The following is a 16,174-nucleotide window of genomic DNA, read 5'->3' as shown; positions in this document are numbered from 1 at the left end:
TCGATTTATTAATGCACTGTTATAAGAAGACCAATTGGTTGTACGATAGATTTTAGGTGTGGGCTTATTCATTTGAGAATTATATTGTGGAATAAGCCTTTAGAGATAGGTTTGTGCAACAAAGCCGGTGACATGACTAATGAGCTCGATGGCGTTTTAATGCCTATTCTAAATGTGAAAGGAACGATATCCTTATAAAATAAAAAAAGCCCCTACAACGTAGAGGCTTTTTTCATCTAAGATCCAAACCTTAAGACACTTTATCACCCGGCTTAGCGCCAGATTCAGGTGAAATCACCCAAACACCTTCGCCATTACCTGCAGCTAAAACCATACCGTTTGAAATACCAAAACGCATTTTACGCGGTGCAAGGTTAGCGACCATCACCACCAATTTACCTTTGAGGTCTTCTGGTTGATAGAACTCACGAATACCACTGAATACATTACGCGGTTCAGCTTCGCCGACATTTAAAGTTAGTTGAAGAAGTTTGTCCGAACCTTCAACCGTTGCCGCTTCTAAAACTTCAGCGACACGTAGGTCAACTTTCATAAAGTCTTCAATGCCAATGATCTCTGCTTCACCTACTTTAAGTTCAACTTTCGCAGGTGCAGTTTTTTTCTCTTTCTTTTTCTCAACTTTTACAGGTTCAGCCGCAGCCGCTAAAGAGTCTTTAGATGCATCGACCATTGCCGCAACTGCTTTCGGGTCTACACGTTGCATTAAAGGTTGGAACAATGCAATTTCATGATCGACCAATGCTGTTTGAGCAGAAGCAAAGTCAAAGCGGTCTAGTTTTAAGAACTCTTGTACTTGAGCCGCTAAGGTTGGAAGTACAGGTGCTAAGTAAACGGCAAGTTGACGGAACAGGTTAATTCCCACCGAACATACATCATGTACTTGTTGTTCTTCGCCTTCAACTTTCGCTAAAGCCCAAGGTTTTTTCTCATCAATATATTGGTTGGCTTTATCTGCAAGTGCCATGATTTCACGAATCGCAGCAGAGAACTCACGTGCTTCATAGGCTTTCGCAATTGAATCGCCTGCATCAATAAAGCTTTGTACCAATTCAGGCTCTGCACAAGTTGCTGATAATTTATTTTCAAACTTGGTGTTGATGAATTTTGCACAACGGCTGGCAATGTTGACCACTTTACCAACTAAGTCAGAGTTTACTTTCTGAACGAAATCATCCAAGTTCAGATCAGAGTCTTCAACTTTATCAGACAGTTTAGACGCGAAGTAGTAACGTAAGTATTCAGGGTTTAAGTGCTCTAAATACGTTTCAGCCTTGATGAATGTACCGCGAGACTTCGACATCTTCTGACCATTCACCGTCAAGAAACCGTTGACGAATAAACCTGATGGCGTACGGTAGTTTGCACCTTCAAGCATTGCAGGCCAGAACAGGGCATGGAAGTAAACGATGTCTTTACCAATGAAGTGATAGACTTCTTTGTCAGAGTCTTTCTTCCAAAAGTCATCAAAACTTAAATCAGGACGTTTAGCTTTGATATAGTTTTCAAAACTAGACATATAACCAATCGGCGCATCCACCCAAACATAGAAATATTTGTTTGGTGCATCTGGAATTTCAAAACCGAAATACGGTGCATCACGTGAAATATCCCAATCAGATAAACCCGCTTCAAACCATTCATCCAGTTTGTTAGCAATTGAAACTGGTAGGCGACCTTGGTCACGCGTCCATTTTTGTAAATATTCTGAGAAATTCGGCAGTTTAAAGAAGTAATGATCTGACGATTTCTCAACAGGCGTTGCACCACTTAAAGTCGATTTCGGGTTTAAAAGTTCAGTCGCATTGTAGGTTGTACCGCAGACTTCACACGCATCGCCGTATTGATCTTCCGACTTACATTTCGGGCACGTGCCTTTAATGAAACGATCCGATAAGAACATGCCTTTTTCAGGGTCAAAAAGCTGGTTGACAGGACGGATGGCAATATTGCCTGCTTCACGGTTTTTCACATAAATTTCAGATGCGCGAACACGGTTTTCATCACTATGGGTTGAATCATAATGGTCGAAATGCACACCGAAACCATCAAAATCACGGATGTGTTCTTTTTGTACGTTGGCAATTTGATCTTCAGGTGAAATACCATTGGCTTCGGCACGTAGCATGATGGCTGTACCGTGAGCATCATCCGCACATACATAAGTCACATCGTGTCCCATTGCACGCATGGCACGAACCCAAATATCTGCTTGGATATAACCGAGTAAGTGTCCCATATGGATGGGGCCATTGGCGTATGGTAGGGCGTTAGTGACTAAAATATTACGCACGGATATGACTCTCTCATTCGTATTTTATATAAGGTCAACGATTTTACCTTAGATAGCCGCGACTTGCACAAGTGAATCGGTGAAAAGTTTTCAAATGAGACTAAAGCCCATATGAATTGATCGGCCCGAAGATGGATCTATTGCCAAATATTCATGAGCCAATAGTGCAAAGATCGAAAATATCGCTTTTAATATCTTAAAAAAGAAGGTGTACATCATTTTGTCTAACTCATGGGGAATACCCAAAAATATTGAAGAACTAGTTTTAGAACGTGATCAGTGTTGTGTTTATTGTGGCTGTGAATTTGGCACTGAAAGAGCTAAAAAGAAATCATGGGAGCACATCATTAATGATATCAATATTAAAACATTAGAGAATATTGCCTTATGTTGTGTTGGTTGTAATGCTTCCAAAGGCAATAAAGAATTAATCAGTTGGTTTTATTCTGAACATGCTCGAAAGAGAGGTATTAATTCCGAAACTATTGCTGATGTTATTAAAATAGCACTAAACCTTAAAAGCTAATGATGAAGTAATCTGCCTTCAATTTTAAGCACTGCTATATAATAGTGTTATTCAGTACATTCAGCCTATTTAGAGTATACCGTCCATGATCGATGATGATTTTGATTTCGACCAACCCGTGACCCGAATTCCGCAAAATCCACAAGCGACTAAACTACTGGGCAATCGACTTTTACAACAAGCTGAACAATACCTTGCTTCAATGGGCAGTCGACCACATGCACAATTGGTCGAGTCGCTCCGTCAGCTAGAGTCTGAAGATCCGTACTTTGCAGTCATGGCCGATCAGCTTGAGTATGAAAGTTATGAACCAATGGCCAATGACGTGCTCAATCTGTTGTTTTTCTGGCAAATGGCCAATGAAAAAGAGGCGAATATTGCTGAGTTTCAATTGCCCGATTTAATTCAAACGGACTATTTCCAAACGACTTTGCTTGACGCTTACGACGCGATGGACTTGGGGGCATTCCAAGCCCAACGCTGCAGCGTGATTGAAGAAACGTTAAAACTATATCAACAGCAGTGTTATGCAGGTTGTATTACGGTTCTTTATGGTCAAATTGAAGGAATTTTGACGGATGTGCTGATTGAACATGGGTATTTACAGCAAAATCAGACCAAGTTTGTTGATGTCTATAAAATCGTGCCGGGTTTGAAAGGCCATGAAGTAAAAAGCCTATGGCATAAAGTTAAAATTGCCAGTGAAATCAATCCGTATTTTCTGAGCCTTGAAGCATTGAAAATGGATGCGAGTTCAAGTGTTACGGCCAGCCGTCATAATATGGTACACGGTGCAGACGTGACCCATTTTACTCAAGCACGCAGTTTCATTCTATTTATTTGGCTGTTTGCAGTTATGAGCTTTATCAGTACTTTAAAGCGTTAGTCTCTTCCGTTGAGTGGTACAGGATGGTGTTTAAATTGCTGCATCCTGTACAGCTATTGTTTCCAAATGATGCAAATGACGTCAGCACTTAAAAAGCAAGGTATAACTCTGAGTTAAGCAAAATTTTAAATACGAAAGAGGGCTGTGACATGACGAATGACAATAAACTCGATGATTTAAAAACCAAAGCGACTGAGTTGGCTGAAGACTTGAAGTTGAAAGCGCAAGCGGCAAAACTCGAAGGCGAGAAAGTACTGGAAGATGTCAAACATCAGGCCACTGAAGCCAAGCTAGATGCTGAAAAGCAGCTGACTGACTTAAAGCAAAAAGCAGCAGAAAGTAAAGCCGAAGATGATGCAGCTTTTGAGCAAAAGTTGGAGTCTGCACAAGCCAAAGCCGAGCATGCGAAACAAGTCGCGCAGGAAAAATTGGATCATTTTAAAGTTGAAGCAGGGCATAAACTGGATGAGGCAAAACTTAAAGCCACAGAGTTAAAGCATGAGGCTGAAATTAAACTGGAAGAATTTAAGGTGCAAGCCACTGAAAAGTTTGACGAGTTGAAAAAGAAAGCCACAGAAACACTGCAAAAGTTTAAAAAAGACGACCAAGCTTAATCCGTCCGAGATGGCGAATGTCGGCCTTAAATGTTCGCTAATACTATGGCGTAGACTGTGTACTGAGTGCAGGGTCTGCGTCCAAGTTAAACCACATGATGCTCTGAATTTGATTGTTCACGGTGCGGATGGTGTAACGATAGTTTGCAATTTCATATACATATACCGTCTCAAGTGGGCTATTCGGTGCACTGCTGATTGGGGTAGAGGACATAGAAATTGGCGATAAATCGATTTTTTTCTGCATGTCTTGAACTTGATCACCGATAGTCACCGTTTGACCCGCAGGGGTTTTAAATGAATTGGTTGACGTGTCTGCAAAACTAAAGCTAGATATGGTGCAAGCCAAAACAACCACGGCCCAAAGTTTCATTATTTTCTCCCCAAATCGCGTCAAGATAGAACAATAGAATATAGATATTTTGCTATGCAATAACATCACCTTAAATGGGGAGATTGGATTGTACTTACAATTCTTTACGTTCAAATTTGATGCAATTCACCGATTTTATTTTTTCAGTTAGCTTAAACAGCTAAGCTTTGTCCTTTGATATTCAGCGTATAAAACCAACTAAAAAGCTAGGAATACTAAATTTCATGGCATAATCCATAAATACTGAACTTAACCTAAGTTCGTTTTGTGGTTAAACTATAGCATTCAGCTGAATACTCGAATTTGGAGTACATATATGTCGTGGCTTTCTTCTCTTAAATCAGTTTTTTCTCCTGCGCAGGAGGTAAAGGAAGAAGAAATCCAAACAGTACTGCAAAACTATATCTTGCCCAATTCAAACCATGCGTTGAAAGACCGCATTACTCAAGTGAATGTGCAGGGCAATATTCTGCAAATTACCATCAATACTTTTCCTGCCGAAGCCGATGATTTACAAAAGATTCATGATGATTTGGCGGTTGCGCTTGAAGCATGCGGTATCAAAGAATTAAACATGCATGTGATTCAACAAAAAACGGGACATAAAGAAAAGTCCGGTGGCTGTGGACATCAACATGCTGAAGGTGAGAGCTGTTCAAGCCAAGCAAAAGAGGCTGCACCGAAAAGCAATTTACCCCCAGTGATTGATGCTTCAGGCTCAGCCCCCCAAGCTGCAGCACAACCCGTTGAAACTGATCCAAACAATCCCCCCATCCAAAAAGCAGCGCCACAACAACGTGATGTGCCGAAGCATCCGCGTATTCAAAATGTGATTTTGGTGTCCTCGGGCAAGGGCGGCGTGGGCAAATCCACCACCACAGTAAACCTTGCACTTGCTTTGCAAAAGCTCGGCTTAAAAGTTGGGGTCTTAGATGCGGACATTTATGGTCCAAGTATTCCGACCATGTTGGGCAATGCGGGCAAAACGCCGATGATTGAAGCGGAAAATTTTGTACCCTTAGATGCCTATGGTTTGGCAGTGTTATCGATTGGGCATTTAACAGGTGATCATAATACTCCTGTGGCTTGGCGTGGGCCGAAAGCGACAGGTGCGTTGATGCAACTGTTCAATCAAACCTTATGGCCTGACTTAGATGTCTTGATGATTGATATGCCACCGGGTACAGGTGATATTCAGTTGACGCTTGCGCAGCGTATTCCTGTGACAGGTGCAGTGATTGTAACCACACCGCAAAACGTGGCACTTATGGATGCGACCAAAGGCATTGAGTTATTTAACCGCGTACATATTCCAGTTATGGGTGTTGTGGAAAATATGTCGACCCATATTTGCTCAAATTGTGGATTTGAAGAGCAAATTTTTGGTACGGGCGGTGGAGATCAACTGTCGGAGCAATATGCTATTCCGCTGTTGGGACGTTTGCCTTTAAATGTACAAATCCGTGAAAATGCGGATGCGGGCAAGCCTTCTGTTTTAGTGGAAGACAGTGCAGCAGACAGCTATATGCAGATTGCTGAAAAAATTGCAGCCGCACTGCCTCAGGCTGAAAAAGATCAGACTCGTATTTTCTAAATCAGCCATAAAAAAAGCCCAACCTGTTGAGTTGGGCTTCTTTTTGCTTTTTTAGGAGAGTGAATAGGACTGATTTTGTTTTTTGGCTTGCATAATATTAATGCTGATGGCGATCACCACCATCACAATCCCGATAATATCAGTCACGGTTTCAGGGATAATCATACATAAAGCACCTGCACCTAAGAAAATCCGCCAGAACCAATTCAAACCAACTTTAAAGTAACCTTCAACTGCTGCACCCAGTGCCAAAATCCCAACCACTGAGGTAAATACAATACTCACAATAGTCGTCCAAGCAGGAAAAGCAAACTCACGTGCGTTGACTGCGACATTGGCCGTATCAATCATCAGCATGGCAGGGTTATAGACAAACAAGAACGGGACAATGAAACCAGCCAAAGAAAGTTTCAAGGCTTGGAAGCCTGTGCGCATTGGGTCGCCCCCTGCGATTCCCGCACCTGCAAAGGCGGCTAAGGCGACAGGGGGGGTAATATTGGCAAACAGACCAAAGTAGAACACAAACATATGCGCCACCAGTGTGGGAATATCAAAGTTTGCCAAAGCCGGTGCAGCCATTGTCGCGGTAATGATATAGGCTGGAATCGACGGAAGCCCCATACCTAAAATCATCGATGCAATCATGGTAAAGAATAGCGTTAGAAATAGGCTGCCTGCACCGATGCTCATAATCGAGGAGGTCATGACAGAGCCAAAGCTGGTCAGGCTCACCACACCAATAATAATCCCCACCACAGCACAGGCTGCCATGACCGAAAGGGATTGTTTTGCACCATCAGCGAACGCTTCTAATATTTCTTTGAAGCCCATACGGGTCGATTTGCGGAAACTCGCCACAATCACAGTTAACACAATGGTGTAGACCGCGGCATAACTGACAGGGATGGATTGAAAGAGGAAAAACACCAAAGCCACGATTGGAATAAGCAAGTGCCCTCGCTCTTTTAGGACATCTTTAACCCGTGGCAAATCCGCTTTCGGTACGCCTTTTAAATTGTCTTTACCAGCACGGAAATGGACTTGCGCCATCACACCTAAATAGTAGAGTAAAGCCGGAAGCGTGGCTGCAAGGGCAATGGTGCCATAACTGACACCCGTGGTTTCAGCCATAATGAAGGCACTGGCTCCCATCACTGGGGGTAAAATTTGTCCACCTACAGAGGCACTGGCTTCAACGGCACCTGCAAAATTTTTGTGGTAACCAATTTTTTTCATCAGGGGAATGGTGAATGAACCGGTCCCCACGACATTGGCCACCGCTGTGCCATTAATACTGCCCATAAATCCACTGGAAATGACGGCAACTTTTGCAGGGCCACCTTGTTTATGTCCCGCAAGTGCCATCGCAAGATCATTAAACAATTTGCCCATGCCTGATTTCGCCAGAAAAGCACCAAACAAAATAAACAGAAAAATAAAAGTGACTGAAGCGCCAATAGCGGAAGAATAAAGCCCTTCGGTTTTTAAATACATTTGCCCGAAAATATCACTAATACTATATGAACGCGTCAATAAACGATCTGGGACCCAGTCATAGTGGCTAAAAAACGGGTAAGACAGAAAAGCTAAACCTAAAATAGGCAGCATCCATCCCATAACCCGCCGAGCGCCTTCAACCACCACCACCACGGCTAAAATGGCAAAAACAATATCTAAAGTGTTTGGAATACCCCCACGCGTGGTCATAATGGCTTGATATTCTTTCCAAAGGTATAAAAAGGTTGCTAAAGAGGCTAGGGCAAGTAACCAATCCAACCAAGGGATGCTTTGTCGTGAACTGGACTGACGCGCAGGATAAAGTAGAAAGATTAAAACCAAACCAATAGCGACATGGGCGGAACGTTGAATCAGTTCGGGGAGTGGATTAAAGGTAATAAATAAATGAAATAAGGAATAGAAAATAGCAATCGCCGCTATAAACCATGCCACAGATTTGTTGCTTGGGGTACGAGTCACTGACTCACGATCAAATTTTTCTAAAATGGCTTGTTGTTGTTGCTCATCTAATTGTTCAGGGGCAACTTTGTCTTCATTTTGAGTCATCGGCATTCTCCGATCTGCCATGCTTTCCACAAGGGCTGTTGTTGTGCTGTAATTTGCACCAAGGTGTAATCTGGATATTGTTGAAAAATAGGCCAGACGCTCTGATGAATGATGATACTGCCTTGCATATTCTTGGAAATGATCCAGTTGATTTGATCAATGCGCCGATTAACTTTCATTCTGACTATACCGTCTTTTTGAAAGATGATGGGATAGTCATTCGGTGTACCTGCACCGAAAGAAATCAGGTCGGTGTAGCGCAATATAAAGTGCTGTTGCTCTCGTTGATAGTTTTCAATCCAACGAGTTTTTTCGACTGAATGTTTCCACTGCAAACTAAATTGTGCTGTTGAAATTCGGCACTGCATGTGAGCAACAGTCACTTCGCTATAGCGAACGGGTAAGAACAGCAGTCCGCATAAACCGAGTAGAAAAAGTGCAGTAAACACTGCACTTTTTTTCAGCCTCATTTTTTCGCTGCGAGTTCGTCGTAATAACGCTTAGCCCCAGGGTGTAGCGGAGCAACCACGCCTTTTTGAGCCGTTTCCAGATTAATTTCTGTCGCTGCCTGATGTGAGTTGGCCAACTGTCCTAAACTATCAAAGAAGGTTTTGGTCAGTTTATAAACATCATCTTCAGAAAGATCGGAACGTACCACTAGAGCATTCATAATAGCTGCAGTTGGAATATCTTCTGCATTGCCATAAGTGCCTTTTGGAATATTTAGAGATAGGAAATAGGTTTGGTTTTTGGCGATTTGTTTCACTTTCTCAGGATCGATCCCGACCAGTTGTAAATCGAAACCTTGTTGCAGTTCCATCAAGGATGAGTTGGGGATACCACTGGTTAAGAATGCAGCGTCAATTTTTCCACCCTTTAAAGCATCCGCGGCTTCTGCATAGCCTAGATAATCGACCTTCACGTCATTGTAAGTAATACCAAAACCATTTAAGAGGGTGCGAGCATTAACTTCAACCCCTGAGTTTTGTGCGCCGACGGCAATGCGTTTACCTTTTAAGTCTTCAAGCTTTTTAATGCCTGATTTTTTTGATGCCACAATTTGTACATAGTTGGGATAGAGTGCCGTCACTTGTTGGACATTATCAATTTTCCCACTGGCAAAACTACCTGTGCCATTCAGTGCTTCAGTTAAGCTGTCACTCATGACAAAAGCCATTTCGACTTTTTTCTGTTTGAGTAAGTTAAGATTTTCTACCGATGCGCCTGTGGTTTGGGTTTTTGAATTTACACCGTAGGTTTTATTATAAATTTCAGCCAAACTGGTGCCAATCACGTTATACGGCCCAGATGCGCCGCCTGTTGCTATGTTGACAAATTTACTTTGGAGTTTGTCGGATGCTTGTGCACTGGTTTCAGTTTGAGCATCGCCTGAAGTCGTAGTTTTATTGTCACTTGAGCATGCTCCTAGACCCGCAAGTGCAATTGAAAGTAGCGTGAGTTGAGTCCATTTTTTCATATACTTTTCCTCGTTTTATTATCTTCAAAGCCATTCACTTGGCTCTTTTATCCTTGACTTAGCGTGATCAGATTGATGAATAAAAATACGCATGTTTTAAAAGTAACTGATTAAAAATCATTTGAATAGTTTTTTTTCATTAGGCATGTCTATTTGATTTATAAAATCATTGATTTGAAAAAAGAATAAAGCATGTGGCGTCATTTTTATGAATGCTAGATTGGGTAAGGGGCTTATACGTTATTTATGTTAAGTATTGAATGAAAATTAAAAAAACTGTTATCACGGTTCACTAAATTTGATTGCTTTCATCAAGGCAAGTCATTACGCTTATAGCTATATATATGTGGGTCTGTGAATATGGTCACTTGGTTTTTTATTGGTTTAGTGATAACCATTCTTTTAACTCCAGGACCAACCAATACCTTACTTGCCTCTTCGGGCATTCAAGTCGGTATTCGTAAATCTTTGCGTCTTATTCCTGCAGAAGCTTTTGGTTATCTCATTTCAATCACGGCATGGGGCTTCCTCATTGGAAAAGTGTCTGTGCACTTGCCTTTATTGCCGACCATTTTAAAACTGTTCAGTGCGAGCTATATCATTTATTTGGCCATCAAATTATGGCGTACAGCCGATGTCGAGGTGAGTTTTAATCAACCGACTATTCGGGCGCGTGAACTGTTTTTGGCAACATTATTGAACCCTAAAGCATTGTTATTTGCTTCTGCCATTTTCCCGACTATTGCGTGGACAAAATTGGATTATTACTTGTCACATATGTCGCTGTTTTTGGTGTTGATTGTTCCGATAGCTTTCTTTTGGACTTTTATTGGGTCAATTTTAGCGAGCAATAAAATTCGTTGGCTGAACCAATCCAACCTGCAAAAAACAGCGTCGCTGGTTTTGATGAGTTTTTCGATTCCACTGAGCTATTCTGCGATTTTAAGTTTTTAATTTAGTAATTAAAGACAGAAATTTTGAGAACTTAAACGCGCTTATTTTCATTGAAAGCGATTTCAGTTAAAGTACAACGCAATTATTGAAATTAAGCTTTTTTGGAAAGAATAAATGGCTATTAAGTCCGATCGTTGGATTCGCGAAATGAGCGAAAAACACGGCATGATCGAACCGTATGCAGAAAACCAAGTTCGTTTAGATGAAAATGGTCAAAAACTCATTTCTTATGGTGTGTCGAGCTATGGTTATGATGTTCGTTGTGCACGTGAGTTTAAAGTTTTTACCAATGTTCACTCGGCAATTGTAGATCCAAAAAACTTTGATGATAAAAGTTTTATCGACATTGAAGCTGATGTTTGTATTATTCCACCAAACTCATTTGCTTTAGCACGTACCGTTGAGTATTTCCGTATTCCACGTAATGTGTTGACTGTGTGTTTGGGTAAATCGACCTATGCACGTTGCGGTATTATCGTAAACGTCACACCACTTGAGCCTGAGTGGGAAGGTCATGTTACTTTAGAGTTCTCGAACACAACCAATCTTCCTGCACGTATTTATGCAGGTGAGGGTGTTGCACAAATGTTGTTCTTCGAATCTGACGAAGTGTGTGAAACATCGTATAAAGACCGTGGTGGTAAGTACCAAGGTCAAACAGGTGTGACTTTGCCGAAGACCTAAGTTATTGATATTTAAAAAAGCGGATCATTGATCCGCTTTTTTTATGTCAATTCATTCATCGGAAAATAAATATTATCGGACAGTTGGTTTTGCATTTGTGCTGAGTTTCAGCATAATCAATTGTGAATTAGAGTGCTTTGGTTGACGCAAATAAAAATTATAGTGCGCAGAGTAGAATGCCAAGCAAAGGATGCAGTACATAAAGATGCGGAGCATCGAATAATAAGGATGGTCGAGATGACGAATCGTATATATCCCACAGGATTGAAAAAATCCTGTTTAGCTAGTCTTGTCGGACTCATGCTTGCGCAGCCTACATTTGCCCTTGAGTCACTTTCCGATGAATTTCTAGCGGATACTACGGGTGAAGGCATTGCGTTACTTCCTGAAAACTTCAAGATGGTGTTTCAAGGGGCTAATGATCTTTCCACGGCTTCTAGTTATAACCGTGGCGTGGCCAATCCACAACAATACGACACGGGCTTTATTCGTATTATTCCTGTGGGTGAGAACTACTCCAAATATACCAATGCCGATGATCTGACCACGAAACGAACCAAAGCGGACATCTTTATTTATGGTTTAGCACTTTCACGGTCTGATAATAATGCCAATAGTCGTTTCAGCAATCAGGGCTTTACATGGGGAAGCGATGTTAACCCTTGGTTATTTCGTGCTGGCACAGCCACGGGGATTAAACAGTTTCATCAATCGAATGCAAGTTCAGATGTGAGTTTTCTAGGGCTGGAAGCCCCTTTAGCGACCGTTCTAGCCAGTGACGCAGATAATAATATTAAATTAGGTTTATGGTGGGATGCTTTTTCACGAAGTTGGAACTCCCAAAATAAAGTGGATCCTATTACAGGTGCACCGACAACAACCAATGCGGCTGCGGATCCTGATTTAAGTTTAAATCAAAGAATACGTTTACAGGCGGTTGCAAATGGATTGAGTTTAAATGGCTCACAGGTGCGTATGTTTCAAACTCAAGCATCTACCTTAGACCAGCAAAATAAAACCTTTGGGATGGCAGCCTTACTTCGGATCAATACCAATGATGATCCATCTGGATTGGTCTATACCAACGATGACGCAAATAAAGCGCTATTGAATGCTAAAGTTTTTCGACTGAGCACAGCTGCGACCAACGACGGTACGGCAGTCACACCTGCATTAGATCGTTCATTGGCTCCAATTTTTGATGCGAGCGAGGGGCTTTATTTATATAGCCCAAATATTAACTTGGTCTTGGGCAATATGTATCAGCCTTTTGTTGTAGGTTCGGAAGGACGCAATATTATTCTTGAAGTCACGCGTATTCCGAACGTGCCTGAAATTTATAAGCAGATTTATACCTACTACCCAGATGTACAAGGTGGAAACAATGCAGATTATAAAGGATCAACCTGTAATGTGGCCTATTGTGGTTCGAATTTTGTTCAAACTGGGGCAGGGAGTACTGCGATTCAATACCAAGGAAATAACGCAACACATAGCAGTATTTCGATTGGTAGCGTGACACGGGATCCGACCACCAATACGCTCAAAGCCAATACGGCGACACAATCTACTGGTGTGGTATTCCGCGGGACTGGAACAGCAGTTCCTGTGAATTTGGGTTCGGTTGCTATAGATGGTGTATTGATCCAACACTTAAAAATTAAGACCACAGGGCTATAGGATACTGACATGATGAAAAAATTATGTGTAACCATGTTGATGTCTGTATCCATGTTGTCTCAAGCGGGTTTGGTAGACTTGGATAATAAGGAACTGGTCGGTGTGACTGGACAGGGCGGTGCAGATTTGAGCTTAACCTTGTCGATCAACCACCAATATGCCAATGATATGAGTTTAAATACGATCTCTAGGATCAATGGTGTAGATGCAAATGGGCGAGCTATTGTCACTGAAGCCTATTATCAAATGCGTGCAAATCAAGATTGCGCTTTATTAGAACTGTGTCGTATCGCTATTTCCCCAAATAATCATAAGGAAAATGGGCAACGAAAATGGCTGGTGTTTAAGCAGTTCCAAGGCACCATGCAAATTGATAAATTTTCGCTGGAAGGTACCACAATTCTGAATAAAGAAGGTAAGCCACAAACTGCGATGCTGTTAAAGTTTTTCGATGATAAACCCCTTAAAATTCGTAACTTAGGTTTTGCCAGCCTTTCAGTAGAAAGTGGTGAAAATGGATATTTCAATACCTCAACGTATAACAGTTATGGTACGAGTAAAACTGTACCCACTTTTGATAAAGGTCAGGAACAAGGTTTTATGGGCTTAAATGTTCACGGAAACTTACATCTGGATGGAAATCTAAAAATATTTAGCTATAACTGCTCGGGCACTGCGGGTAGCCGCTGTTAGACCCATAGTTTCAAAAGGATATTGAGATGCATAAAATAATAAAACTAAACCTTCTGACACTGTGTATCTGTGCAGCGAATCAAAGTTATGCATTACAAGCTTTGAATGATCAGATTTTAAGTGATGTGACGGGTCAAGATGGTATTTCAATTACCCATGAAGCTTCAAAAGTTGACATTAAGCAATTGAATTGGATCGATCCAGCGGAAGTCGGAAAAACACCGATTAAACTGGGTTTACATAATATTGAAGTGAAAACGGCGACTGGTTATAACAACATTAAAACCAAACTCGATTTTGATGTGGGAACAACACAATTAGCCAATGGTACGCAAGGGGTTGGCATTCAGCTCTCTGCCAGTGTGTCACCATTTACCGCAACGGCTGCCCAAATCATGCTGATGTGTTCACCAAATTGTGCAACGGGTGAAACGGATCAAAATTTAGGAAGTTTTAAGCTTTCGACTATTTCACCTTTTGAAGTGTACTTGGCAACGACGAATGGGCTGTTTAACCGCGACTCAAAGGTGCATTTAGATTTTAAATTGCAGAATGCTAGTATTAGTTATGGACAGAATAATCAAGATTTAACCCTAAAAGATTTCAATTTCAATTTATCTGCTGATGGATATCTTTATATCGATGAAACGGAAGGTGTGGTTCTCACTTCAAAGGGCAGTGTTGGCGATAATATTGTTGTTTTAGGTCGAGTGGAAGATAAAACTGATGTACATGACAGCCGTGTAGGCAATGCCACAAATCCGGGGTTAAACGTCGATTTACGTTATGGCTCAGCAAACTCGACTCACCGGAACTTAATTCGGATAGGGGCATCGGGTGCATTAACCAATGGCAAGATCGCGTTAAATGCTGACCAGACTGGTGTTGCTAAGTTTAATACGGTCAACCGTGTTAACGGTAATGTTCAAGAAAATGAGGTGGTTGCCTCTGCAGGTTATGGTTTTAAGAATGCGGGCGGCTTACATTTAAATGTATCGGCTGACTTTACCCGTGCAGGGAATAGTTTGCTTGGTGCTAGCACACCAACAACGTTTGAATTAGGGCACACTGGTACAGGCAGTTACGCCATCGAGTTTTCAAATTTATCACCGCTCAATGTACGTACTTCTACTGACCCCAATTCAGCAATAAACAGTCAAAATGCCTATATTGATTTTGGCCAGATTTATATCAATAACATTCGCACCAACTCAATGGGTTTTGTAGTCAATGACCAAATTAAGACGATATTGGGTGCGCAAAACTATGAGTTGATTTATAACCCATCACCAACGGGCAATGCTTCAAATATGGCTTTTATTGCTGTACGTGGACTCGATTTTCAAGCCATTGCACGTAAAGCTCGCTTTATTTCAGATAATTCTATTGCGGTAAACAATACTAACGAAGGGACATGGGGCTTAGGTATTCCAATTTATAACCTAAATGCCAATGCAGCATTTTTTGCCAAGAAATATACCAATACCGCTGGAACAGTGAAGGATGGGTTGGGTTATGACATCGCAGTATCAACTGATGGTTACGGTGAAGATAGTCAAGGCAACCCGAAAACAACGTCTATTATCGTCATTGATGGTGCGATGAGTAAGCATGGCGAAGAAGTTAACTACTATACAGGCTTACGTAATATTGATTCATATTTTAAAGCCAATGGTGTGATTGGTTTTAATGAAAATGAAATCTATATCAAAGCCGATAGCTTATTGTTTGCTGCCAATGCGGAAATCGCAATCGGGCAGCTTCCGGGTGCACTGTATAACTGTCCAGCAGGGGTAAATAGTTGTGCCAAAGAAGTCGTACCGATTAATAACTTTGCCAAAAAAGATGATGTTCTCGCATCGATTGCTTTTATGTTGGATGGTAAAGGTGAACTCTTTATTATTCCAGGACTTGAGGCTGTAGGCGGAACACCGCAAAGCAATTATCTGTCATTTAAATCCAATTTTGAGTTTAATACGTTGAGTAGTACAGACCTGAGTAATGAAAGTAAAAAAGGCAGTTTTATTAGCCTCAGTAATACCGATAGCAATGGAACAACAACAAAAACCTCAAGTTTTAACTTGAACAAAATGCAAGGTCACTTAGGTTTGAATGGCAAAATTCATATGCAAAAGGACTCAGTGGTCATAGATAATCAAGTGCAATTTAACTTTAAGGCATTAGCAGGTGGACAAGGAGCAGCCTTTAGGACGGAGGTCGCATTGTCTCCAACAGGTACCATGCAGAAGGTTGCCGATATTGCTATTACGGGTGGGGCTATGCGTAGCACATTAGGGATTACACCGCGTTAAAAAGAA

At 41.5% G+C, this 16,174-nt stretch carries 14 protein-coding genes; 9 read left to right on the top strand and 5 right to left on the bottom strand.

The window, feature by feature from the left end:
* Window positions 1-250: 250 nt before the first annotated feature.
* Window positions 251-2,311 carry a methionine--tRNA ligase gene (metG, locus tag HYI04_RS09075; RefSeq protein WP_159153541.1) on the bottom strand — a complete coding sequence of 687 codons (2,061 nt, stop codon included), beginning with the start codon at window positions 2,309-2,311 and terminating at the stop codon, window positions 251-253.
* A 220-nt stretch (window positions 2,312-2,531) separates the two neighbouring features.
* Here metG and HYI04_RS09070 point away from each other — a divergent pair, with 220 nt between their 5' ends.
* From HYI04_RS09070 to HYI04_RS09060, 3 genes are all read left to right on the top strand, one after another.
* The gene (locus HYI04_RS09070) at window positions 2,532-2,837 is read left to right on the top strand and encodes an HNH endonuclease (protein WP_159153540.1); all 306 of its coding nucleotides are present in this window, start codon (window positions 2,532-2,534) and stop codon (window positions 2,835-2,837) included.
* A gap of 85 nt (window positions 2,838-2,922) precedes the next feature.
* Window positions 2,923-3,723, top strand: a complete 801-nt coding sequence (locus tag HYI04_RS09065) for a hypothetical protein (protein WP_178896086.1) — start codon at window positions 2,923-2,925, stop codon at window positions 3,721-3,723.
* Between the two features lie 149 nt (window positions 3,724-3,872).
* Window positions 3,873-4,337, top strand: a complete 465-nt coding sequence (locus tag HYI04_RS09060) for a hypothetical protein (RefSeq protein WP_159153538.1) — start codon at window positions 3,873-3,875, stop codon at window positions 4,335-4,337.
* Window positions 4,338-4,380: 43 nt separating this feature from the next.
* Here the strand turns inward: HYI04_RS09060 and HYI04_RS09055 are convergent, their stop codons facing one another.
* A complete protein-coding gene (locus HYI04_RS09055) occupies window positions 4,381-4,710 on the bottom strand; it encodes a hypothetical protein (protein ID WP_004694526.1) in 330 nt (109 codons plus the stop codon).
* Window positions 4,711-5,026: 316 nt separating this feature from the next.
* On the opposite strand from HYI04_RS09055, the gene apbC reads away from it, so the two are divergent.
* The gene (apbC, locus tag HYI04_RS09050) at window positions 5,027-6,304 is read left to right on the top strand and encodes an iron-sulfur cluster carrier protein ApbC (protein WP_159153537.1); all 1,278 of its coding nucleotides are present in this window, start codon (window positions 5,027-5,029) and stop codon (window positions 6,302-6,304) included.
* A gap of 51 nt (window positions 6,305-6,355) precedes the next feature.
* On the opposite strand, the gene HYI04_RS09045 is transcribed toward apbC, so the two are convergent.
* From HYI04_RS09045 to HYI04_RS09035, 3 genes are read right to left on the bottom strand one after another with little or no spacing between them, the layout of a single operon-like run.
* Complete coding sequence (locus HYI04_RS09045) at window positions 6,356-8,368, bottom strand: TRAP transporter permease (RefSeq protein WP_159153536.1); 2,013 nt, start codon at window positions 8,366-8,368, stop codon at window positions 6,356-6,358.
* A complete protein-coding gene (locus HYI04_RS09040; protein WP_159153535.1) occupies window positions 8,365-8,838 on the bottom strand; it encodes a DUF1850 domain-containing protein in 474 nt (157 codons plus the stop codon). The genes HYI04_RS09045 and HYI04_RS09040 overlap by 4 nt, the downstream gene beginning before the upstream one ends.
* On the bottom strand, window positions 8,835-9,845 hold the full coding sequence (locus HYI04_RS09035) for a TAXI family TRAP transporter solute-binding subunit (RefSeq protein WP_160362156.1): 1,011 nt from the start codon (window positions 9,843-9,845) through the stop codon (window positions 8,835-8,837). The genes HYI04_RS09040 and HYI04_RS09035 overlap by 4 nt, the downstream gene beginning before the upstream one ends.
* 360 nt (window positions 9,846-10,205) lie before the next feature.
* Between HYI04_RS09035 and HYI04_RS09030 the strand changes: the two genes are divergently transcribed.
* The 5 genes from HYI04_RS09030 to HYI04_RS09010 all read left to right on the top strand — a co-directional run bounded on the left by HYI04_RS09030 (window position 10,206) and on the right by HYI04_RS09010 (window position 16,168).
* Window positions 10,206-10,799, top strand: a complete 594-nt coding sequence (locus tag HYI04_RS09030; protein WP_087010438.1) for a LysE family translocator — start codon at window positions 10,206-10,208, stop codon at window positions 10,797-10,799.
* Window positions 10,800-10,913: 114 nt separating this feature from the next.
* Window positions 10,914-11,483 (top strand): dCTP deaminase, encoded by a 570-nt coding sequence (gene dcd / locus HYI04_RS09025; protein ID WP_004694514.1) that lies wholly within the window; start codon window positions 10,914-10,916, stop codon window positions 11,481-11,483.
* A gap of 237 nt (window positions 11,484-11,720) precedes the next feature.
* Window positions 11,721-13,163: a hypothetical protein gene (locus HYI04_RS09020; protein WP_159153534.1), complete on the top strand. Its 1,443-nt coding sequence runs from the start codon at window positions 11,721-11,723 to the stop codon at window positions 13,161-13,163.
* Window positions 13,164-13,172: 9 nt separating this feature from the next.
* Complete coding sequence (locus HYI04_RS09015; protein ID WP_148826493.1) at window positions 13,173-13,856, top strand: hypothetical protein; 684 nt, start codon at window positions 13,173-13,175, stop codon at window positions 13,854-13,856.
* A 26-nt stretch (window positions 13,857-13,882) separates the two neighbouring features.
* Entirely contained in the window at window positions 13,883-16,168 is a 2,286-nt protein-coding gene (locus tag HYI04_RS09010; RefSeq protein WP_178896085.1) for a DUF6160 family protein, read from the top strand.
* Window positions 16,169-16,174: the final 6 nt, after the last annotated feature.

It is taken from the genome of Acinetobacter sp. SwsAc2, assembly GCF_013391465.1.
In the GTDB taxonomy this organism is placed as follows: Bacteria; Pseudomonadota; Gammaproteobacteria; order Pseudomonadales; family Moraxellaceae; genus Acinetobacter; species Acinetobacter johnsonii.
The sequence above is the reverse complement of the archived record's forward strand: the minus strand, read 5'-3'. Positions and strand labels throughout refer to the sequence as shown.